Source organism: Mesorhizobium sp. P2_B5 (genome assembly GCF_056404775.1).
On the sequence record NZ_JBFUDJ010000008.1, the window covers coordinates 1 to 21,473 of the forward strand.

At 63.3% G+C, this 21,473-nt stretch carries 17 protein-coding genes; 6 read left to right on the top strand and 11 right to left on the bottom strand.

The annotated features are described in order from the left end of the window. Positions 1-351 (bottom strand): aminotransferase class I/II-fold pyridoxal phosphate-dependent enzyme (locus AC1D1N_RS23060; protein WP_477351253.1); only part of this gene is annotated, 351 nt, incomplete at its 3' end. Between the two features lie 274 nt (positions 352-625). On the opposite strand from AC1D1N_RS23060, the gene galE reads away from it, so the two are divergent. The 3 genes from galE (at position 626) to AC1D1N_RS23075 (ending at position 4,807) form a co-directional block, all read left to right on the top strand. Next, the gene (galE, locus tag AC1D1N_RS23065) at positions 626-1,621 is read left to right on the top strand and encodes a UDP-glucose 4-epimerase GalE (RefSeq protein ID WP_112561872.1); all 996 of its coding nucleotides are present in this window, start codon (positions 626-628) and stop codon (positions 1,619-1,621) included. Positions 1,622-1,726: 105 nt separating this feature from the next. Then, a complete protein-coding gene (locus AC1D1N_RS23070; RefSeq protein WP_112561873.1) occupies positions 1,727-2,977 on the top strand; it encodes a D-amino acid dehydrogenase in 1,251 nt (416 codons plus the stop codon). 3 nt (positions 2,978-2,980) lie between these two features. Continuing rightward, positions 2,981-4,807, top strand: a complete 1,827-nt coding sequence (locus AC1D1N_RS23075; RefSeq protein ID WP_477351256.1) for an alanine racemase — start codon at positions 2,981-2,983, stop codon at positions 4,805-4,807. On the opposite strand, the gene AC1D1N_RS23080 is transcribed toward AC1D1N_RS23075, so the two are convergent. The 7 genes from AC1D1N_RS23080 to AC1D1N_RS23110 all read right to left on the bottom strand — a co-directional run bounded on the left by AC1D1N_RS23080 (position 4,808) and on the right by AC1D1N_RS23110 (position 11,985). Further along, a complete protein-coding gene (locus AC1D1N_RS23080) occupies positions 4,808-6,184 on the bottom strand; it encodes an FGGY-family carbohydrate kinase (protein WP_477351257.1) in 1,377 nt (458 codons plus the stop codon). Then, complete coding sequence (rhaM, locus tag AC1D1N_RS23085; RefSeq protein WP_477351259.1) at positions 6,181-6,498, bottom strand: L-rhamnose mutarotase; 318 nt, start codon at positions 6,496-6,498, stop codon at positions 6,181-6,183. Before rhaM ends, AC1D1N_RS23080 begins: the two co-directional genes overlap by 4 nt. Continuing rightward, positions 6,498-7,493 (bottom strand): ABC transporter permease, encoded by a 996-nt coding sequence (locus tag AC1D1N_RS23090; protein WP_477351261.1) that lies wholly within the window; start codon positions 7,491-7,493, stop codon positions 6,498-6,500. The genes rhaM and AC1D1N_RS23090 overlap by 1 nt, the downstream gene beginning before the upstream one ends. After that, positions 7,490-8,467: an ABC transporter permease gene (locus AC1D1N_RS23095; protein WP_112561878.1), complete on the bottom strand. Its 978-nt coding sequence runs from the start codon at positions 8,465-8,467 to the stop codon at positions 7,490-7,492. Before AC1D1N_RS23095 ends, AC1D1N_RS23090 begins: the two co-directional genes overlap by 4 nt. After that, on the bottom strand, positions 8,464-10,014 hold the full coding sequence (locus AC1D1N_RS23100; protein WP_477351263.1) for a sugar ABC transporter ATP-binding protein: 1,551 nt from the start codon (positions 10,012-10,014) through the stop codon (positions 8,464-8,466). The genes AC1D1N_RS23095 and AC1D1N_RS23100 overlap by 4 nt, the downstream gene beginning before the upstream one ends. Before the next feature lie 114 nt (positions 10,015-10,128). Next, positions 10,129-11,124, bottom strand: coding sequence for a rhamnose ABC transporter substrate-binding protein (gene rhaS / locus AC1D1N_RS23105; RefSeq protein WP_023669661.1), 996 nt, complete (start codon positions 11,122-11,124; stop codon positions 10,129-10,131). 57 nt (positions 11,125-11,181) lie between these two features. Beyond that, positions 11,182-11,985: a DeoR/GlpR family DNA-binding transcription regulator gene (locus AC1D1N_RS23110; RefSeq protein ID WP_112561997.1), complete on the bottom strand. Its 804-nt coding sequence runs from the start codon at positions 11,983-11,985 to the stop codon at positions 11,182-11,184. A gap of 183 nt (positions 11,986-12,168) precedes the next feature. Between AC1D1N_RS23110 and AC1D1N_RS23115 the strand changes: the two genes are divergently transcribed. The 3 genes from AC1D1N_RS23115 to ggt all read left to right on the top strand — a co-directional run bounded on the left by AC1D1N_RS23115 (position 12,169) and on the right by ggt (position 17,554). Further along, positions 12,169-14,271, top strand: coding sequence for a bifunctional rhamnulose-1-phosphate aldolase/short-chain dehydrogenase (locus AC1D1N_RS23115; RefSeq protein ID WP_436258024.1), 2,103 nt, complete (start codon positions 12,169-12,171; stop codon positions 14,269-14,271). Between the two features lie 108 nt (positions 14,272-14,379). Further along, positions 14,380-15,672 carry an L-rhamnose catabolism isomerase gene (gene rhaI, locus AC1D1N_RS23120; protein ID WP_477351266.1) on the top strand — a complete coding sequence of 431 codons (1,293 nt, stop codon included), beginning with the start codon at positions 14,380-14,382 and terminating at the stop codon, positions 15,670-15,672. Positions 15,673-15,814: 142 nt separating this feature from the next. Further along, positions 15,815-17,554, top strand: coding sequence for a gamma-glutamyltransferase (gene ggt / locus AC1D1N_RS23125; RefSeq protein WP_477351268.1), 1,740 nt, complete (start codon positions 15,815-15,817; stop codon positions 17,552-17,554). A 22-nt stretch (positions 17,555-17,576) separates the two neighbouring features. Here the strand turns inward: ggt and AC1D1N_RS23130 are convergent, their stop codons facing one another. From AC1D1N_RS23130 to AC1D1N_RS23140, 3 genes are all read right to left on the bottom strand, one after another. Further along, positions 17,577-17,921 (bottom strand): hypothetical protein, encoded by a 345-nt coding sequence (locus tag AC1D1N_RS23130; protein ID WP_352592729.1) that lies wholly within the window; start codon positions 17,919-17,921, stop codon positions 17,577-17,579. 296 nt (positions 17,922-18,217) lie between these two features. After that, complete coding sequence (locus AC1D1N_RS23135; RefSeq protein ID WP_477351270.1) at positions 18,218-19,567, bottom strand: sigma-54-dependent transcriptional regulator; 1,350 nt, start codon at positions 19,565-19,567, stop codon at positions 18,218-18,220. Beyond that, the gene (locus tag AC1D1N_RS23140) at positions 19,564-21,438 is read right to left on the bottom strand and encodes a sensor histidine kinase (RefSeq protein WP_477351272.1); all 1,875 of its coding nucleotides are present in this window, start codon (positions 21,436-21,438) and stop codon (positions 19,564-19,566) included. The genes AC1D1N_RS23135 and AC1D1N_RS23140 overlap by 4 nt, the downstream gene beginning before the upstream one ends. Positions 21,439-21,473 lie beyond the last annotated feature (35 nt).

A 21,473-nucleotide genomic window follows, 5' to 3' on the forward strand; every position in this document is an offset into this window, starting at 1 on the left:
GGAGACGAAGCCGGAGGTGAAGACCAGGGCCGCTTCCTTGTCGTGCAGGTCGGCAAGTTCCACTTCGAGCTCGACCAGCGGGTTGCTGGTACCTGAAATGTTGCGGGTGCCGCCGGCGCCAGAGCCCATCTTGCCGGCCGCGTTCTGGAACGCGGCGATGACATCGGGATTCTGGCCCATGCCGAGATAGTCGTTGGAGCACCAGACGGTGATTTCCTCGGCGCGGCCATTGGAACGCCAGATGGCGCGCGGAAACTTGCCGACAATGCGCTCGAGATCGGCGAAGACGCGGTAGCGCCGCTCGGCATGAAGCTGGTCGATCGCTTCCTCGAAGAACCGCTGATAGTTCATATCGCCTTCCCAGTTTTGCGCGGGATCATAATCATTGGCCCATTCGTCGTCCACCTGGCCTGTTTGGTCAAAATGCCACGCCCCAAGCCTGTTCCTAACGATCCCAGATCGTGGCCTATTCCCTTGATGTGGATCAATTTTGTTTCCATGCCACAGGCCGGTGAGACTGTTACGGATTTAACATTCAGGCGTTTCTAATGGCCTTGCCGCAGGCTTTCCAGTAAGGCGGTCATTGAGACAGTTTCCGATAAATCATGAGCAAAAGAGGACGCGGATGACGGTTTTGGTAACGGGCGGCGCCGGCTATATCGGCAGCCACATGGTCTGGGAACTGCTGGATGCCGGTGAGAGCGTCGTCGTTCTCGACCGGCTTTCCACCGGCTTCGAATGGGCGGTTGCGCCCGAGGCCAGACTGGTCGTCGGCGATGTTGCCGACAGGGAATTGGTCGGCCAGATCATCCGCGAGAACAGGGTCGACGCGATCATCCATTTCGCCGGCTCCATCGTGGTTCCCGAATCGGTTGCCGATCCGCTCGCCTATTACGAGAACAACACCTCAAAGACCCGCACGCTGATCGAAACCGCGGTGCGTGAGGGCGTGCCGCATTTCATCTTCTCTTCGACGGCCGCCGTTTATGGTGGCGCCGGCCTTGAGCCGGTGCGCGAGGATGCCCGCCTGGCGCCGGAATCGCCCTACGGCCTGTCCAAGCTGATGAGCGAATGGATGCTGCGCGATGCAGCGCTTGCCCATCCCTTGCGCTACACGGCGTTGCGCTATTTCAATGTCGCCGGCGCCGATCCCAAGGGCCGCACTGGCCAGTCGACCCCGGGCGCCACTCATCTGATCAAGGTCGCCTGTGAGACCGCGCTCGGCAAGCGTCCCTTCATGCAGGTGTTCGGCACCGACTATCCAACGCCGGACGGCACCTGCATGCGCGACTACATCCATGTCAGCGACCTGGCCGCGGCGCATCGCCTGGCGCTGGAGCGGCTGCGCGCCGGGGGACAGAGCCTCGTCGCCAATTGCGGCTACAGCCATGGCTATTCAGTGCTCGAGGTCATCGACAGCGTGCGCCGCGCCTTCGGCCGGGATTTTGAGGTCAAGATGGGCGACCGCCGTCCGGGCGACGCCGCCGCCGTGGTCGCCAATTCGGATCTTGCCCGCGCCGAACTCGGCTGGACCCCGCAACGCGACGATCTCGATCAGATCGTCACTGATGCGCTCGCCTGGGAGCGCATCCTGACCGGCAAGAACTCAGCGCGGGGCTGAGCCAGGTCCGCCCAAGGGCTCGCAAGGCGCGCGGCGAAGCGCTATTGAAGGCATTCGCAAGCAAAGCGTGGAGGCGCTGCGCCGCGAAGAGCTTGGGGGAACGGCATGAGGATAACGGTGCTCGGGGCCGGCGTTGTCGGTACGGCGGCCGCCTATTATCTGGCCGCCGACGGCCACGAGGTCACCGTGATCGAGCGGCATCCGGCGCCGGCGCGGGGCACCAGCCAGTCCAATGCTGGCCTGGTCTCGCCCGGTGACGCCACCGCCTGGGCCTCGCCGGCGGCGCTCAAGACGTTTTTGCGCGCGCTCTGGAACCATGATCTCGGCATCAAGGTCAGGCTGCGCTTCGATCCCTATTTCCTCGCCTGGAGCCTGCGCTTCCTGCGCCAGTGCACGGTGGCGCGGCTGCGCGCCAACAGCCGGGTCAAATTGCGGCTGGCGCTCTATTCGCGCGACTGCATCAACGCCATCTCGGCCGACACCCGCATCCACTATGACGAGCGCAAGAAGGGCATCCTCTATTTCTTCCGCTCGCAGCACAGCCTCGACACCGGCACCGACAATTATCGCTATCTCGCCGAACACGGCCTGCCGATCGAGATCGTCGGCCGCGACCGGCTGATCGAGCTGGAGCCGGGCCTTGCCGGGGTGAAGGAAAAGATCGCCGGCGGCGTCTATTCGCCGATCGACCAGACGGGCGATTCCAGGCTGTTCGTCGAAAAGCTCGCCGCGCACGCCACCGAAAAGCTCGGCGTAAAATTTCTCTATGGCACGACGGTCGAGGGCCTCGATATCGAAGGCGACCGCGTACGTGCAGTGATGACCTCGGCCGGTCCCATCGCAGGTGATGCCGTGGTCATCTCGATGGGGCCGGAGAGCGGTCTGCTCGGCCGCCGCTACGGCATCGACTTGCCGGTCTATCCGGTGAAAGGGTACACCGCGACCATTCCGCTGGAGGACGAAAGCAAGGGTCCGACCATGGGCGGCGCCGACGAGGACCAATTGATCGCCTATTCCAGGCTGGGCAACCGCTTGCGGCTCGCTTCGACCGCCGAATTCACCGGCTTCGACCGCACCCATCGTCCAAGCGACTTCGCCGCCATGTTCCGGACCGGCAAGGACCTGTTCCCCGACGCCTTCGACGAGAAAAAGGCGGTGCTCTGGGCGGGTCTGCGGCCAATGATGCCGAACTCCGTGCCGGTCATCGGCCAGGCGCGCTACAAAAACCTCTATCTCGACACCGGCCACGGTCATGTCGGCTGGACCATGGCCTGCGGCTCCGGCAAATTCCTGGCCGACCTCATCGCCGGCCGCAAGCCGGAGATCGACCCGCAAGGGCTGGTCTACGGAGGCTAGGCGATGTCGGGACCGCAAGTCGCCATCGACCTTGGCCGCATCGAGCGCAATGCGCGCACGATCGTCGAGCGCTGCGCGCTGTCAGGCATCAAGGTGTTCGGCGTCACCAAGGGCACGTGCGGCATGCCGCAAGTGGCGCGCGCCATGTTGCGCGGCGGTGTTGCTGGCATCGCCGAATCGCGTTTTGAAAACATCCGCCGGCTGCGCGACAGCGGCATCAATGCGCCGATCATGCTGCTGCGCAGCCCGCCGATGGCGCGTGTCGAGGAGGTGGTGCGCACCGTCGACATCAGCCTGCAGTCCGAGCTGACCACGATCCGCGAGATCTCGCGCATCGCCGAGCGCATGTGCCGCGTCCACGACATCATGCTGATGATCGATCTCGGCGATCTCCGCGAAGGCATCTGGCCGAGCGACCTCATCCCCACCGTCGAGCAGATCCTGCAATTCAAGGGCGTGCGCATTGCTGGCATCGGCACCAATCTCGGCTGCTTCGGCGCCATCATGCCGACGCCGGAAAATCTCGGCCAGCTCGTCGCCCATGCCTACAAGACTGAGCGCCTGTCCGGCAAAAGCCTCGACTTCATTTCCGGCGGCGCCTCGTCATCGCTGACACTGCTGCTCGAAGGCAAGCTTCCCGCCGGCATCAACAATCTCAGGGTCGGCGAGGCGATCCTGCAAGGCGGCATCGAGACCTTCCGCGATGTTCCGTGGCCGGAACTCGAACCCGATGCCTGCCGGCTGACCAGCGATATCATCGAGGTCAAGCTCAAGCCGTCGCGGCCGATCGGTGAATCCGGCTACGACGCTTTCGGTAATCAGCCGGTCTTCCCCGACGAGGGCGACCGGCTCCGCGCCATCGCCAATATCGGCCGCGAGGACGTGCTGGTCGAAGGGCTGACGCCGATCGCCAAGGGCATACGCGTACTCGGCGCCTCCAGCGACCATCTGCTGCTCGACGTGCAGGACGCCGATCCGCGCCCCGCCGTCGGTGACCGCGTCGCCTTCCGCATGAACTATGGCGCCATGCTTTTGGCGATGACGTCGGAATATGTCGAGAAGGCGCCGATGCACGACGTGGCGGATTTCTCCGGCCGCAAGATGGTGTCGATCTCGGCCGAACTAGAAGCCGCCGGCATCCTTGCGCGAGAGGGAACCGGCGCGCGGCTGGAGGCGATGAACTTCGATGTGGTGGAACTCGCCGATGTCGAGCGCCCGCCATCGGGCTTGATCCGGCTCGCTGCCGGCGCCGACCGCCGTATCGCCCACAAGGCACTGACCGCGACGGCGCGCGCGACGCATTCCTTCGGCCTGATCTGGATCGATTCCATCGCCGCGTTGATGCCTGAGGATGAAGAGGGCAGAGATCTGCCGGAAGCCTCTGTGCTGGCGCGTACACTCGGTCTCGACCACAAGGCGGGCGCGCTGCAGCCGCAGCTGTCGCCGGAAAATGTCGTCATCATCGGCCTGCGCCACGCCGATCCGGCCGAAGCGAGGGTGCTGAAGGATTCGCGCGTCTCGGCCTTCACGATGACCGACATCGACGCCATGGGCATGCGCGACCTGATGCATGAGGCGATCCGCATCGCCACCTCGGGAACGCAAGGCTTCCATGTCAGCTACTCGCCCACAGTCACCGAATTCGCCGGCTGGGCAGCAGGCTCTGGCGGACTGACGGTGCGCGAAACGCATCAGGCGATGGAAGCGATCTCGCTCTCCGGCGGCCTGCTGTCGATGGATGTCTCGGGCCTGACCGCCGATCTTGAGCCAAGGATCGGCACAGACGTGGTCAACTTCGTCATGTCGGCCTTCGGCAAGCGGATTTTGTGATCAGCCCTGCGCTCGTACAGCCGCGCGCCACGCGCTGACATAGTTTGGCCAGACCGGGTCGGTCTGCGGCTCTATTCTCTCGCCTTTGCCGTGCGTTGTTCCCTGATCCGTTGCCAGCAGTGCAGCGCCGATGCTGGTGCCGGTGGCCGCCTCGGAGGCGATGACGGTACGCCCGGTCGCTGCTGCCAGCATGCCGACAAAGAGGCGGTTGCGGGCAAACGGTCCCTCCACGGTGGTCGGACCGTCGGCGCCGATCAGCTCGAGGCAGGTGGCCGTCATTAGCGCCAGATAGAACGAGATGGCGGCGAACCGCTCGCCCTTGCTGATGCCGTCGGCATGAAGCCATACCGCGGCATGGTGCGGGAATGGCCCCGATCCCCGCTGGGTCGACGGCAGGAGCAGCATTTTTCTTGCCAGAACGGCGAGCACATCGCTGCCGCTGCAATCCTGCGGTTTGTCCTTGGTCAGCAGGGAAAACTCACGGCCACCCATGAAGCGGGCCGAGGGCACGGGAGCGCCCAGCGCGCTGACATTGACCAGCGTGTCGCGCGCCGCATCGAGTGCAATCTCCCTGCCGCCGACGGCCATCGACACCACCCAGGTGCCGGTCGAGACGACGGAAAAGGGCGGCTTGTCGGAGAGAAGATGCGGCAGCAGCGAGGCATTGGAATCGTGCAAGCCGCAAAAGACTGGCGTCTGCGGGCCAAGCCCGGTTCGCGCGGCAAGCGCCGGCAGGATCGGCCCGAGACGATCCCTGGCCGACCGCACCGGCGCCATCAGGCTGCGCCATTTCAGGCTGTCGACCATCGACGAAAAATCGGCTGTCCACGGATCCCACAGATCGGTGTGGCAGCCGAGCGAGGTCACCTCATTGGCGGCGACGCCGGTCAGGCGTAGCGCCCAGTATTGCGGGTACATCAGCATCGCAGCGGCCTTGGCAACTTCGGCGGGAAAACGCTGATGCTGCCAGAAGAATTGCGCACCCAGATTGAGGCCGAGGGGCAGACGCGGAGTCCCGGTTTCAGTGAAGGGCGGACGGATCGCGTCATACTCCGCCGCCAGCCTGTCGGGTCCGTAGAACTCGTAGTCGAGCACCGGCAGCACCAGTTCACCAGAAGCGTCGACCAGCACGCCTGTTGCGCCATGGGTGGTGATCGAAATGGCGTCGATGCGCTGTTCGCGGTTGAGGCTGGCCAGGCTGTTGAGGATGAATGTCCATAGCGCCTCGACATCGTGATGCGGGTAGGGCGGCTGCCGCAGCGGCGCATTGGCCATCCGGCGCAAAGCCACCTCGCTCAGCGTGACGAGATCGACCAGCGCCACCTTGGCGTTGGTCTTGCCGATGTCGATGACGGCGATGTGGCGGAGCCCACTCATGCCATATGGAACACTGTTTCCAGCTGCACGGCCACCGGCTCGTTGTCGGGCTTCGTTTCCATGATGTCGGCCATGTGGGCCCACCAGCGCTGCATAACCGGATGTTTCGGCAGGTCGGCCATGCCATGATCGTCGCGCCGCCACAGCACGCCGAACAATATGCCTGTCTCTTCGTCGAGATGGATCGAATAGTCGGAGACGCCGGCTTGCTTCAGCAGCGCGACCAGCGACGGCCAGATCTCGTCATGGCGCTTTTTGTACTCGGCCTTCATGCCGGGCTTAAGCTGCATCTTGAAAGCGTATTTCTCAGACATCAGCTGACACCACGCAGCCGCCGCCAGACGATCGGCAGCGCGATGACGATGATCAGCAGCAGGCCGATGAAGATCGACATGACGATGCCGGGTACATTGAGCAGGCCGAGCCCGAAGGTCACCAGCCCCATGATGAAGGCGGCGAGCACGACGCCCAAAATGCTGCCGGAGCCGCCCAGAATGCTGACGCCGCCGAGCACCACCATGGTGATGACTTCGAGCTCATACCCCTGCGCGATCGACGGCCGCGTCGAGCCGAGACGCGAGGTGATCAGCACCGAGGCGATGCCCGCCATCAGCCCGGTCAGGCAAAACAGGATGAATTTGATGCGGTCGACGCGCACGCCGGAAAACTGTGCGGCGACCGGGTTGTTGCCGATGGCGAAGACGCGGCGGCCGAAACTGGTGCGATGCAGCAGGAACCAGTAGATCATCGCCGCTATGAGGAACAACACCAGCTCGAACGACACCACCCACCAGACGTAACCCTGGCCGAAGAACGCGAAGCTCTCGGGGTAGCCCTTGTAGGCCTGGTCGCCGAGGATGATGAAGGCGATGCCGCGAAACAGGCTCATCGTGCCGATGGTGACAACGATGGATGGCAGGCCAAGTCGGGTCACCAATAGCCCGTTGAAGGCGCCGCAGCCAAGCCCGACGACGATGCCTATCAGCACCAGCACAGGTGTGTCCGCGCCGGCCTGCACCGCCATGCCCATTATGGTCGACGCGAGCGCGATGATAGCGGCGACCGAAAGGTCGATCTCGCCCGAAATAATCAGCAGCGCCATGGCAAAGGCGATGAGGCCCTTCTCAGTGAAATTGAAGGTCAGATCCGACAGCGAGTAGGCGTCGAGGAAATAGGGCGAGGCGAAACTGTTGACGGCAAAGATCGCGACCGCCACCACGACCAGCAGTGCTTCCCAGGAAAAGATCGCCGAGGAGAGCGGCTTGTCGAGCCGGTCGGGGATGTGGCGCGGGGCCGGAATGTCGCTCATGCCGCCTCCGCTTTCCGCAGGATGATACGACCTTGCTGGCGTTCGCCGCGCGCGTTGAGCACGACGGCCAGAATGATGGCGCTGCCCGAAATCGCCATCTGCCAGAAGGGCGAGATGTTGATGACCGGCAGTGCGTTGGAAATAATGCCGAGGAACAGCGCGCCCAGCACCGCGCCGCCGACCGAGCCGATGCCGCCGGCGATCGAGATGCCGCCGATGACACAGGCGGCGATGATGTTGAGCTCATAGCCATTGGCGACCTCGACCGAGGCGATGACATAGCGCGAGATCCAGAGATAGCCGGCGAGGCCACCGATCATGCCGGAGATGCAGAAGACGATGAATTTGGTGCGACCGACGTCGATGCCGGCATAGACCGACGCCGTCGGGTTGACGCCGATGGCGTAGATCGAGCGGCCGAGCGCGGTCCGTGTCATCAGGATGAAAAACAGCGCGATGACCAGGATGGCGATCCACGACAGCACCGGAATGCCGAGGAAGGCCGCCCGTTGGAAGCCGATGAAGTCGGGGCTCATCTTGTCGGCATTGACCCAGGCGCCACCGGACAGGACGAAAGTGGCGCCGCGATAGATGGTAAGCGTGCCCAAAGTCACCACGATCGAAGGGATGTTCAGCCGCCACACCAGCAGGCCGTTGATGGCGCCAAGCACCAGCCCGACCGCGAGTGCAATGACGATCAGCAGTGGGATCGGGATCGCCGGATGCGCTGCGTTCAGCATCGCCACCACCATGCCGGTGAAGCACAGGTTGGAGGCCATCGACAGGTCGATCGACCGCGTCAGGATGACCACCATCTGTCCCAGAGCCAGGATCATCAGGATCGAGGTGTCGTTGAACACCTGGCCGAGATTGCCGGGGTCGGCGAAGGCCGGGAAGCGTGTCGAGATCAGGCCGATCAAAACGACGATGGCCGCCGCCAGCCAGATCTCGCGGTATTTCAGGAGAGCCTTCATGCCGCGATCCCCGCTGCCGTCCTGACCAGCGCTTCGGCGTCCAGCCCCTTATTGTCATAGACCGCCGCAACCAGGCCTTCGCGCATGACGACGACCCGGTCGGACATGCCGAGGATTTCGGGCAGTTCCGACGACACCATGATCACCGACAGGCCTTGCGCCACCAACTCGGCCATGAAGCCGTGCACGGCGGCCTTGGAGCCGATATCGATGCCTTTGGTCGGCTCATCCAGGATGATCACCTTGGGCGCGGTCGCCAGCCATTTGGCGATGACGATCTTCTGCTGGTTGCCGCCCGACAACGTGCCGACATCCTGGCTGAGTGAGGAGGCGCGCAGGTCCAGCCGCTCGGTGTAGGAGCGGGCGAGCGAAAATTCTTCCGCCAGCCGCAGCAGGCCGGATTTGGATGTTCGCTTGAGCGAAGGCAGCGAGACATTCTGGAAGATCGGCAGGCCGATCACCACGCCTTGCTTGCCACGTTCCTCCGGCACGTAGACGATGCCGGCTTCGATCGAATCCGCCGCCGATCTTGGCGCGATCGCCTTGCCTTCCAGTATGATCGTGCCGCCCGATATGCGGGTTATGCCTGAAATCGCCTGCATCACCTCGCTGCGCCCGGCGCCGACAAGGCCATAGAAACCGAGGATCTCGCCTCTGTGCAGCTCGAAGCCGATATCGTTGAATTCGGTCGGGTGCGACAGGCCGGAGACCGACAGCACCGGCGCGCCGATCTCGGCCTTGCGCTGCGGAAAGATGTGATCGACGGAGCGGCCGACCATCATGCGCACGATCTGGCTCTGGCCGGCATCCTTGATCAGCCCTTCGCCGACCATCTCGCCATCGCGGAACACCGTGTAGCGGTCGGCAATGCGATATATCTCGTCGAACTTGTGGCTGATGAACAGGATCGCCTTGCCTTCCTCCTTGAGGAATTCGATCAGCAAAAACAGCTCCTCGATCTCCTTCATCGAGAGCGCCGCGGTCGGCTCGTCCATGATGACGATCTGCGCGTCGATCGACATGGCCCGCGCCACCGCGACCAGGTGCTTGTTGGCGATGCCGAGGTCCTTCAGCCGCGCATCGGCGTCGATATGGCCGGCATGCATGGTGTCGAGCACTTCGCGTGCATTCTTGCGCATCGTGCGCCAGTCGATGGTGCCGAACCGTGTGCGCGGCGCATGGCCGAGAAAGATATTTTCGGCGACCGTCAAATCGTCGAACAGCACGGTTTCCTGATGAATGGCGGTGACGCCATGGCCGAAGGCGGCATGAGCGCTGGGCAAGGTCACCGGCTGGCCGTCAATGCTGATCGTGCCGGTGTCGGGCTGGTAGATGCCGGTCATGATCTTGACCAGCGTCGACTTGCCGGCGCCGTTCTCGCCGATCAGCGCGGTCACCTGGCCGGGGTAAAGCGACAGGCTGACATTGTGCAGCGCGCGCACGCCGGGAAAGCTTTTGGAGACGCCGGACAGCGTCAGGCGCGGGGTAGCCTTACCCTCCCCCTTGTGGGGAGGGTCGCGAACGATGTGAGCGGGGTCTACTAGCATATCAAGGTCCTGGCACGTGGAGATGTCGCCACCCCCACCCCGTCTCGCCGGTTTTGCTTCGCAAGACCGCCTCGCCGACCCTCCCCACAAGGGGGAGGGTACTGGCGCTCCAGATCAATAGATCTTGGAGAACTTCTCGATGTTCGACTTGTCGAACTGGAAGGGCGGAGCCATCGCAGCCGAGTTGGAGTCGTCGAGCGTGACCTTGCCGACGCGGCCGATCGACAGTGTTGCGCCCGGCTTTGCCTCTTCCTTCTTCACCGCCAGGTCATGGGCGAGGTAGACGGCGGAGTAGCCGAGGTCGATCGGGTTCCACAGCGCGACCGCCTGGCTGGAACCATTGTCGATGAACTTCTTGAACTCCGACGGCAGCGCCAGGCCGGTGACATTGACCTTGCCGATCAGGTTTGCGTCGGTGACAACCTGGGCGGCGGCGACGACGCCGACGGTGGTCGGCGCGATGATCGCCTTGAGGTTCGGATAGGATTTCAGCAGACCCTTGGCTTCGTCGGTGCTCTTGGCCGAGTCGTCATCGCCATAGACGGTGGCGACGAGTTTGATCTTGGGGAACTTCTCCGGCAGGATTTTCTTGGCCGCATCGATCCAGGCATTCTGGTTGGTCGCGGTCGACGATGCCGACAGGATGGCGACTTCGCCGCCCTCCGGCAGATAGTCGGCGGCAAGCTTGATGATGGTCTCACCGATCAGGCCGGTGTCGGACGGGTTGAGGTGCAACTGGCGGCCTTCCTTGGCGACGCCGGAATCCCACGAGATGACGGTGATACCGCGCTCCATGGCCTTCTTCAGCACTGGCACCAGCGCGTCGGCGTCATTCGCCGAAATGGCGATAGCGTTGACCTTCTGTGCGATCAGCGAATTGACCACTTCGATCTGCGCTTCGGCGGTCGCCTTGGTCGGGCCGGTGTAGATGATGTCGACATCGCCGAGTTCCTTGGCCGCCTCTTCGGCGCCCTTGTTGGCGGCGTCGAAGAAGCCGTTGCCGAGCGACTTCACCACCAGCGCGATCTTGACGTTCTCGGCATAGGCGGCATTCACAAACATGGCGGCCGAGAACGCGGCCGTCACCATCAGTTTTTTCAAAAAGCTCATCTGATATTCCTCCCTTGAGTGTTGCATTCCATCGTCGCTGCGGGCGTGAGGTCGGCCTCAGGCCTGCAGCGAAGATTCTTCCTTTGCCGACTTGCGGGCAACGATCAGCGTCACCCCCGCGTTTTCCAGCATGTTGGCTTCGCGGTCCTCGATGCCGTCATCGGTGATGACCGTGGCGATGCGCTTGAGCCCGCACAGGATCAGGCTGGAGCGCTGGCGGAATTTCGAGGAATCGACCAGCACCACCAGCTCGTCGGCCTGGTCGATCAGTTTCTGCTCCGCCTGGATCAGCAGCGGATCGCCTTCCATCAGGCCGAGCGGGCCGAGCCCCTGCGCACCCATGAACATGCGGCGTGCATAGAAATTGCGCGTCACGTCATTGTCGAAGGGCGACAGGATGATGTTCTGTTCGCGGTAGATCGTGCCGCCCGACAGCATCACCGTGTTCTTCGAATGCTTGAGCAGATGCTCGGCGATCGGGAACGAGTTGGTGAAGATCGGCATGCGGCGTCCGGTCAGGAAATGCACCATCTGGAAGGTGGTGGTGCCGCCGTTGATGATGATCGGCTCGCCGTCCTTGCACAGCTCGACCGCCTCTCGCGCAATCGCCCGCTTCTGCGACGCATTCAGCGTTTCGTTGACGGAAAAGGGCCGGCCGGCGAGGCCGATGAACTGTGGAGGCGAGATTGCCTCGGCGCCGCCGCGCACCCGGCGCAGGCGCTTTTGCACGTGAAGGGCTGCGATATCGCGCCGGATCGTCGCCTCGGACGAGTCCGTCAGGTCGACCATCTCCTGCACCGTCACCACAGGCTTTTCCTGGACGGCGGACAGAATGATCCTGTGGCGCTCTTTTTCGTGCATGGTTCCTCCCTGCATGGTCATGAGGCACTAGAAAACAACCAGTGTCAATCATTTCCGATCATATAATTTCATTGTGCAGTGCAATATGATCGATATTGATCGTTTGTGATTGACAAGCAGCGTGCTTGCGTAGACATTTCCGGCAAAATGGATCGCGCCTTTTGCGTCCCAGGGAGGATAATCATGCTCGACAAGCGCTCCGGCTCGCGCCTTGCCAATCTGTGGGACGACGCGAAGGCGAAGGGGCTGAGCGGGCCTGAGCTTCTGGTCTATCGTTCGAACACGCTTGGGTCCGACAAGCGCGTCACCAACTATGGCGGCGGCAACACCTCCTCGAAGATATGGCAGAAAGATCCGCTCACCGGCGCCGAGGTCGAAGTGCTCTGGGTCAAGGGCTCGGGCGGCGACAGCGCCTCGATCAAGCTGGACGGTTTCGCCACGCTCTACATGGACAAACTGCAGGGGCTGAAAGGCCTTTATCGCGGCGTAGAGCATGAGGACGAGATGGTGGGCTACCTCCCCCACTGCACCTTCAACCTCAATCCGCGCGCGGCCTCGATCGACACGCCGCTGCATGCCTATGTGCCGAAGCCTTTTGTCGACCACATGCATCCCGATGCCATCATCGCCATTGCCGCCGCCAAGGACTCCAAAGCGCTGACCAGGGAGATCTTCGGCGACGCCATCGGCTGGCTGCCGTGGAAGCGGCCGGGCTTCGAACTCGGCCTGTGGCTGGAAAAATTCTGCGTCGAACATCCCGAGGCCAAAGGCGTCATTCTCGAAAGCCACGGCCTGTTCACCTGGGGCGACACACCCAAGGAATGCTACGAGACGACGATTTCGGTAATCAACCAGGCGATCGAATGGTTCGAGCGCCGCTCCGAGGGTCTCGCGATCTTCGGCGGCGAAGCGGTGAAGTCGCTCGATGCTACTGAGCGCCGCGCCATTGCGGCGAAACTGATGCCGAGGATTCGCGGCCTGATCTCGGAAAAGAGCCACAAGCTCGGTCATTTCGACGACCAGCCCGCCGTGCTCGAATTCGTCAACTCCAGGGATTTGCGCCCGCTGGCCGCACTCGGCACCTCATGCCCGGATCACTTCCTGCGAACAAAAATCCGGCCGCTGGTGATCGAGTTCGATCCGGCCAAGCCTGATGTCGATGCGGTCATCGCGCGCCTTGCCGATGACATTGCCGCTTATCGTGTCGGCTACCAGGCCTATTACGACAGCTGCAAGCACCCGGACTCGCCCGCCATCCGCGATCCCAATGCTGTCGTCTACCTGATGCCCGGCGTCGGCATGTTCACCTTCGCCGGCGACAAGGCGACGGCCCGCATCTCGGGTGAATTCTACGTCAATGCCATCAATGTCATGCGCGGCGCCTCCACAGTCTCGTCCTATGTCGGCCTGCCCGCGCAGGAGGCCTTCGACATCGAATACTGGCTGCTCGAGGATCTGAAGCTACAGCGCATACCGAAGCCGAAGTCGTTAGCCGGCCAGATCGCACTGGTCACCGGCGGCGCCGGCGGCATCGGCCGGGCAACGGCCAACCGGCTGCTGCGCGAGGGTGCCTGCGTCGTGCTGGCCGACATCGATGAAGCCGCTCTCGCCAGCGCCAACGACGAGCTGGCCAAGGCCTATGGCAAGGATTTCGTCCGCCCGGTGCTGATCAACGTTACCTCTGAGGGTCAGGTCGTTTCCGGCTTTGCCGAAACGGCGGTCGAGTTCGGCGGCATCGACATCCTGGTCTCCAACGCCGGCCTGGCGTCCTCGGCGCCGATCGAGGAAACCACGCTGGCGCTGTGGAACAAGAACATGGACATCTTGTCGACCGGCTATTTCCTGGTCTCGCGCGAAGCCTTCCGGCTGTTCCGCGCCCAGAAGATCGGCGGCAATGTCGTCTTCGTCGCCTCCAAAAACGGCCTGGCCGCCTCGCCCAACGCCGCCGCCTATTGCACCGCCAAGGCCGCCGAGATCCATCTCGCCCGCTGCCTGGCGCTGGAGGGCGCGGAAGCGCAGATCCGGGTCAATGTCGTCAATCCGGATGCCGTGCTGCGTGGCTCGAAAATCTGGACCGGCGAGTGGAAGGAACAGCGCGCCGCCGCCTACAAGATGTCGACCGACGATCTGGAGGAGCACTACCGCTCGCGGTCGATGCTGAAGCGCTCGGTCTTCCCGGAAGACATCGCCGAAGCGATCTATTTCTTCGCCTCCGACATGTCGGCCAAATCCACCGGCAACATCATCAATGTCGACGCCGGCAACGCGCAGAGCTTTACGCGCTGAGCTAACGTCGAAGCGCTTCCCTTCTCCCCGTCACTATACGGGGAGAAGGTGGCCCGAAAGGCCGGATGAGGGGCAGCGCTGACCGAACGCATTTGGGAGGAATAGCACTTGTCCGAAACCATCATCTCCGCCGACCTCGTCGCCAGCCACAACGCCGCCCGCAAGCCCGACCTCGAACTCGACTACACCTCGCTTGGCGAACGTCTCGACCGGCGCGGCATCGCCATCGACGCCATCCGCGATAAGGTCGAGAAATTCGCCGTCGCCATTCCGTCCTGGGGCGTCGGCACCGGCGGCACCCGCTTTGCCCGTTTTCCCGGCGCCGGCGAGCCGCGCGACATCTTCGACAAGATAGAGGACTGCGCCGTCATCAGCCAGTTGACGCAGGCGACACCGACCGTCTCGCTGCACATCCCTTGGGACAAGGCCGACCCGAACCGGCTGAAGCAGGCGGCCTCGCGCTTCGGCCTCGGCTTCGACGCCATGAACTCCAACACCTTCTCCGACGCCAGGGATCAGAAGCTCTCCTACAAATTTGGCTCGCTGTCGCATGCCGATGCCGGCACGCGCCGGCAAGCGGTCGAGCACAATCTCGAATGCATCGAGATCGGCAAGACGCTTGGTTCGAAGGCGCTGACGGTGTGGATCGGCGACGGTTCGAATTTCCCGGGCCAGGTGAATTTCGCCAAAGCCTTCCAGCGCTATCTCGACGCAATGAAGGAGATCTACGCTGGCCTGCCGGCCGACTGGAAACTGTTCACCGAGCACAAGATGTACGAGCCGGCCTTCTATTCCACCGTCGTGCAGGATTGGGGCACCAACTACCTCATCGCCAGGGAGCTCGGCGACAAGGCCTTCTGCCTGGTCGACCTCGGCCACCATGCGCCCAACGTCAACATCGAGATGATCGTGTCGCGGCTGATCCAGTTCAAAAAACTCGGCGGCTTTCACTTCAACGATTCCAAATATGGCGACGACGATCTCGATGCCGGTTCGATCGACCCCTACCGGCTCTTCCTCGTCTTCAACGAACTGGTCGATGCCGAGCTTTCCGGCGTCGAGGGTTTCGACCCCGCCCACATGCTCGACCAGAGCCACAACGTCACCGACCCGATCGAAAGCCTGATGCTGTCGGCGGTCGAGGTGCAGCGCGCCTATGCGCAGGCGCTGCTGGTCGACCGCAAGGCGCTCGAAGGTTTCCAGGACGGCAATGACGCGCTGATGGCGACGCAAACGCTCAAAAGCGCCTACCGCACCGATGTCGAGCCGATCCTGGCCATGGCGCGGCTGAAGAGCGGCGGCGCCATTGATCCGGTCGCCGCCTATCGTGCGGCAGGATACAGGGCGAAGGCCGCAGCGGAGCGGCCTGCGGTTGCGGGTGGCAGCGGCGGGATTGTTTGAGGTTGGCTGATCTCCCCCACGAGGGGGGAGATTAGCAACTCCTCGGCCAGCGGGCGAACACCAATATGTGTTCACTCATATTGATGATGGACTCGGCCGCTCCAAGTAGCTCTTCTAGGCACACTGAACTTGGAGCACCGCCATGCCCTTGACCCGCCGGACGCTGATTGGCGTCACCCTTTCGCTCGCAATAGCCCTGACGCCATCCGCAGCCGTCTTCGCTGCCTCGCCGCAGCCGGCGAAGGGCGAGCACGGCATGGTCGTGACCGCCCAGCATTTCGCGTCGGAAGCCGGCGTCGAGGTGCTGAAGAAGGGCGGCAACGCCGTCGATGCGGCGGTCGCCGTCGGCTATGCGCTCGCGGTCCTCTACCCTAATGCCGGCAATATCGGCGGCGGCGGGTTCATGACCATACGCTTCAAGGACGGCAAATCGACCTTCCTCGACTTTCGCGAGCGCGCGCCGCTGGCGGCAACCAAGACCATGTATCTCGACAAGGATGGCAAGCCGGTGAAGGGCGCCAGCCTTGATGGCTATCTCGCGGTAGGCGTGCCGGGTTCCGTGGCCGGTTTCGAGATGGCGCGCGAAAAATACGGCACGCTGCCACGCCAGGACTTGATGGCGCCGGCAATTGCCTATGCCAAGGATGGCTTCGTTCTCGACCAGGGTGACGCTGCTTCATTCGCAAGCAATGCCGCGCGGCTGGCGAAGGACCCTGCCGCGGCCGCCATCTTCCTGAAGCCGGACGGCAAGCCCTATGGCGCCGGCGAGCGTCTCCTCCAGCCCGACCTTGCCGCCTCGCTCGCCGCCATTTCCGAAAAAGGCGCCGATGCCTTCTACAAAGGCGCCATCGCCGATGCCATCGTCAAGACGAGCGGCGCCAAGGGCGGCATTCTCGCAAAGGCCGATTTCGAGCAGTATGCGGTGCGCGAACTGAAGCCGGTGAGCTGCACCTATCGCGGCTACGAGATCATCTCCTCGCCGCCGCCGAGCTCCGGTGGCGTCATCATCTGCGAAATCCTCAACGTGCTGGAAGGGTACCCGCTATCCTATCTCGGCGCCGACTCGGCCGAGACTGTGCATGTCATGGTCGAGGCGATGCGCCATGCCTATGTTGACCGCAACTCGGCCCTTGGCGATCCCGATTTCGTCGACAATCCGGTCTCGAAACTGCTCGACAAGGGGTACGCCAAGGACATCCGCGACAAGATCGACCCGTTCCGGGCGGGGATCTCTCGGGACCTGATGCCGAAGGGCTTTGGCGAGTCGAACGAGACGACGCATTATTCGATCATCGACAATGACGGCAACACGGTCGCGGTCACCTACACGCTGAACGGCTCGTTCGGCGCCGGTGTCGTTGCCGACGGCACTGGCATCCTGCTCAACAACGAGATGGACGATTTCACCCAGAAGCCCGGCGTGCCCAATCTCTATGGTCTGGTCCAGGGCGAGGCGAATGCCATCCAGCCGAAGAAGAGGCCACTGTCGTCTATGAGCCCGACCGTCGTGGCCAAGGACGGCAAGCCGTTCATGGTCATCGGCAGCCCTGGCGGCTCACGCATCATCACCATCACGCTGGAAGCCATCGTCAACGTCATCGACCACGGCATGAACATCCAGGAGGCGATCGACGCGCCGCGCATCCATCATCAGTGGCTGCCCGATACGATCTATGTGGAACCGTTCGGCCTGTCGCCCGACACCGAAAAGCTGCTGGCCGGCATGGGCTACCACCTCGATCTCGCTGATTCGACCTGGGGCCAGGCGGCCGGCATTCTTGTCGGAGGCAAGAGCCTTGCGGAAATCGAGAAGGGTGGCGGCGCCCGCTACAACGGCGCCATCGACAGCCGCGCCGCATCCGGCGAGGCTCTAGGATACTAGATCACGATCAAACAAGGATCGATCAAAGGACGAGCGTGAGGGTCGATCCGACCAGCATCAGTGCCGCGATGCCAACGAACAGCGCGTAAATGCGCGGCCGGTCGAGTAGCAGCGCATTGCCCGATATCCAGGCGGCGGTCGCGCCGCCAAGCGCAAACAGGAAGCCGTTGCGGTGGCCGAAGGTCATGGAAGCGGCCATCAGCCCGCCAATGATGAGCGCGCCGAACACGATGATCACGGCGACGGCGTATTTCTCGAAGTCGTTGCCGCCGCCCATGGCCGGGCCGATCGCGTTCAAATTCGGCAGATCGTCCGGATCGAAGGGATTGGTCGACCCATATTCATCTTGACCGACAGGTTCTCGCATCACTCATTCTCCGCTGACCGGCAACAAATCATCAACATCTGCCGAGCGCAACCGGATCGCGCATTGCCGAAGGCGGCCGATGCGGTCTTCAACACCTTCTGATGCCGACTTGCCACGGTTTTTTCGGACAGGGTCGCAAAATCCACCACGCTTTAAAGCAATTCCAGGAAAAGTGTGATCGGTTTTCCCGGGAAAAGCGCGTAGCGCTTTCCCTTGGGAATTGCGCCGAAACAAAGAGATAGAGCGGTTCGCCGTTTCCGTGAAACGGCGAACCGCTCTAGGCTCACACCCCTGAATTACCTGGAAAAATCGCTGCGCACGATGCCGTGCCGCTGCAGTTTGTCATAGAAGGTCTTGCGCGGGATGCCGAGCGCCTCGATCGTACGCCGGACATCGCCGTCATTGCGGCCAAGCGTCTCGCGGATCACATCGGCCTCATAGCGTTCCAGCCGTTCCGGCAGCGAACCGGCGTCGTCCGTTTCCGCCGAGGCGGAAAGCGACGCTTGCGCCGCTTCCTCAAGCCCAAGCACGAAACGCTCGGCGAAATGCGCGAGTTCGCGCACATTGCCCGGCCAGTCATGCTGGCTGAGATAGCGGTGCACCGAGGCAGGCACGGCAGGCATTTGACGGCGGAAGCGGGCGGCGGCGCGCTCGGCGAAGTAGAAGAACAGCAAGGCGACGTCGTCGCGGCGTTCGCGCAGCGGCGGGATCGAGATCGTCACCACGTTGAGCCGGTAATAGAGATCCTGGCGGAAGGAGCCGCGCTGGCCGGGATCGCCGAGATCGACCTTGGCGGCGGCAACGACACGCAGATCGACCGGCCGCACTTCGTTGGTGCCGAGCGGCGTCACCTCGCGCATTTCCAGCACCCTGAGCATCTGTACCTGGGTCGAGACCGGCATGCTTTCGATCTCGTCGAGGAACAGCGTGCCGCCGCTCGAATGCTCGATGCGGCCGATCCGCTTCTTCTGTGCACCGGTGAAGGCGCCGGCCTCATGGCCGAATAATTCGCTCTCGATCACCGTATCCGGCAGCGTGCCGCAATTCAGCGCCACGAAATTTCCCTTGGCGCGCCGGCTCCAGCGATGCAGCAGGCTCGCCACCACCTCCTTGCCGGAGCCGGTCTCTCCGGTTACCAGCACATCGACATCGGTATCGGCGATTTGCCTCAGCGTGCGGCGCAGCCGCTCGATGGCTGGCGTCTGGCCGATCAGCGGCAGCCCGTCCTGCGCCTGTTCGGCGCTTTCGCGCAAGGCGCGGTTCTCCATCACCAGGCGGCGCTTTTCGGCTGCGCGCGCCACGCTTTGCGCCAGCCGGTCGGCGGCGAACGGCTTGGTGATGAAATCGTAGGCGCCGTCCTTGATTGCCTTGACTGCAACCGCGATGTCGCCATGCCCGGTGACCAGGATCACCGGAATGTCAGGATCGAGCTGCAAAACGCGATCGAAGAGCTGCAGGCCGTCAATGCCGGGCATACGGATGTCGGACACCACCACGCCGGAGAAGTTGGCGTCGAGCCCGGCCAGCGCCTCGGCAGCGGAAGCAAAGGCCGACACCGAAAAGCCGGCAAGCTCCAGCGTCTGCCGAGTGGCTCTCAGCAGCTCGCTGTCGTCGTCGATCAGGATGACCGGTGCGGTGTCCATCATCGAGCCTTGGCGAGGTGAACGGTGAAGCGCGTGCCGTCTCTGCCGCTCGCCACCTCGATGCGACCGCCATAATCGGCGACGATATCCTGCGAGATGACGAGGCCGAGCCCAAGGCCTTTCTCCTTCGACGTGTTGAACGGCGTGAACAGCGATTTGAGGATGGCGGGCGAAATGCCCGGTCCATTGTCGGCGACGTCAAGCGCCACGCCGTCGGCCGTTTCCAGCGCCGACACTTGCACCCTGGCGCCGTCGCGGCCGTCCAGCGCCTCCAGCGCGTTCTGGAAAAGATTGATCAGCACCTGCTCCAGCCGCAGCCGGTTGCCCATCACCTTGAGTGTCTGCGGTGGCAGCGTGATGTCAAGCGCGTCAAGCCGGCCGGCAAAGCGGCTCCTGAGCAGCACGACCGCCCCTTCGATGACGCCGCGCAACTCGACCGGCTCGGCCGCGGTGCGACCTTTGCGGGCAAAGACCTTCAACTCCTCGGTGATGCCGCCGATGCGCTCCGTCAGCGCCGCAATCGCGCCAAGGTTCTCCTCGGCCGAGGCGGTCTGCTTGCGCTCCAGGAACACACGCGCATTGTCGGCATAGGCGCGGATCGTTGCCACCGGCTGGTTGATCTCATGCGCGACGCCGGCGGCAACCTGGCCGAGGGTCGCAAGACGGTTGGCCTGCACCAGTTCCTGCTGCATGACCTGCAGCTTGGCCTCCGTGCTGCGGTGATCGGTGATCTCGGCCTGCAGCCGGTCGCGCGCCAGGCTCAGATCATGCGTGCGCTCGACGACGCGGCGTTCGAGCTCGATGCGCGCCGCCTGTTCGGCGGCAATGCGCATCTGCGCCGACTGCCGTCGCCACAGGAGATAGCCGGCCAGCGCGAGCAGCGGCACCACCACGCCCAGCGCCAGCAGCCGCATTTCACGCACCGCAGCCGCGATCGGCGCTTCGGCCGGGACGAGATAGTCGAGCCGCCATGGCGTCGATTGGACCAGTGTCGAAAGTCTGAGATATTCGGCATCGCTGCCGCCGGGCGTCACCGCATGCACCATCGATACGTCAGGGCTCAATGCCTCAGGGCGGGTGATCGGCAGCGGGATCAGCGGCGCGTTGCCGAATTGCTGGCTGCTCCGGATGGTGGCAGCCAGCGGACCGGCAAGTGGTGCCGTGGTCATGAAACGCCAGGACGGCACGCTGGTGATCAGCACGACGCCATGATCATCGCTGACATAGGCCGGGCGGTTAGCCTCGTGCCAGTCGGCCTCGAGCTGGTCGAATTCCATCTTGACGACAACGACGCCAAGCGGTGCGGCCGCATTGCCGACGCGCCGCGAAATGTAGAGGCCGGGGCGCTTGCTGGTGTTACCGAGAGCGAAATACTCGGCGGTTCCGGATTGCATTGCGCCGGAGAAGTAGGCGCGGAAACCATAGTCGTTGCCAACGAAGCTGGTCGCCTCACGCCAGTTGCTGGAAGCGATTGCGAACCCGTCGACGCCGGTGACGTAAAGCACCGACGCCTTGGTGCCGGAGACCAGCCCTTCGAGTTTGCGGTTGAGCACGTCGATCGCGACTGCGCCTTTGTTCTGCAGGGCGTCATGTACCTGCTGATCCTCGGAAAGGAGAAGCGGCAGCGCCCGCGGGCTTTCCAGCACCGCGCGCAGCAGCGCAACCTTCAGATTGGCATCGGTGCGGCCTTGCGCCGCCAGCGTTGCGACCTCGGCACGGCGTGCATAGAGGCCGGCGCCGGTGAGCGCCGTCGCCACGAACACAAGCGCTATTCCCGCAAACAGCAGCCAGGCGCGGCGTGCCCGCTTGCCGAGTTGCTCCGGCGTCGATGACAAGGCAGCGGCAGGGCGTTGCAGCATCGCCCATTTGTGCATGATTTCGCACAAAGCACAATTCAGTCATGCGGATG

Bases quoted from the DNA above. Each gene is read 5' to 3' on its own strand.
- galE (WP_112561872.1), top strand. From the start codon at position 626: ATGACGGTTTTGGTAACGGGCGGCGCCGGCTATATCGGCAGCCACATG.
- AC1D1N_RS23070 (WP_112561873.1), top strand. From the start codon at position 1,727: ATGAGGATAACGGTGCTCGGGGCCGGCGTTGTCGGTACGGCGGCCGCC.
- AC1D1N_RS23075 (WP_477351256.1), top strand. From the start codon at position 2,981: ATGTCGGGACCGCAAGTCGCCATCGACCTTGGCCGCATCGAGCGCAAT.
- AC1D1N_RS23080 (WP_477351257.1), bottom strand. From the start codon at position 6,184: ATGAGTGGGCTCCGCCACATCGCCGTCATCGACATCGGCAAGACCAAC.
- rhaM (WP_477351259.1), bottom strand. From the start codon at position 6,498: ATGTCTGAGAAATACGCTTTCAAGATGCAGCTTAAGCCCGGCATGAAG.
- AC1D1N_RS23090 (WP_477351261.1), bottom strand. From the start codon at position 7,493: ATGAGCGACATTCCGGCCCCGCGCCACATCCCCGACCGGCTCGACAAG.
- AC1D1N_RS23095 (WP_112561878.1), bottom strand. From the start codon at position 8,467: ATGAAGGCTCTCCTGAAATACCGCGAGATCTGGCTGGCGGCGGCCATC.
- AC1D1N_RS23100 (WP_477351263.1), bottom strand. From the start codon at position 10,014: ATGCTAGTAGACCCCGCTCACATCGTTCGCGACCCTCCCCACAAGGGG.
- rhaS (WP_023669661.1), bottom strand. From the start codon at position 11,124: ATGAGCTTTTTGAAAAAACTGATGGTGACGGCCGCGTTCTCGGCCGCC.
- AC1D1N_RS23110 (WP_112561997.1), bottom strand. From the start codon at position 11,985: ATGCACGAAAAAGAGCGCCACAGGATCATTCTGTCCGCCGTCCAGGAA.
- AC1D1N_RS23115 (WP_436258024.1), top strand. From the start codon at position 12,169: ATGCTCGACAAGCGCTCCGGCTCGCGCCTTGCCAATCTGTGGGACGAC.
- ggt (WP_477351268.1), top strand. From the start codon at position 15,815: ATGCCCTTGACCCGCCGGACGCTGATTGGCGTCACCCTTTCGCTCGCA.
- AC1D1N_RS23130 (WP_352592729.1), bottom strand. From the start codon at position 17,921: ATGCGAGAACCTGTCGGTCAAGATGAATATGGGTCGACCAATCCCTTC.
- AC1D1N_RS23135 (WP_477351270.1), bottom strand. From the start codon at position 19,567: ATGATGGACACCGCACCGGTCATCCTGATCGACGACGACAGCGAGCTG.
- AC1D1N_RS23140 (WP_477351272.1), bottom strand. From the start codon at position 21,438: ATGCACAAATGGGCGATGCTGCAACGCCCTGCCGCTGCCTTGTCATCG.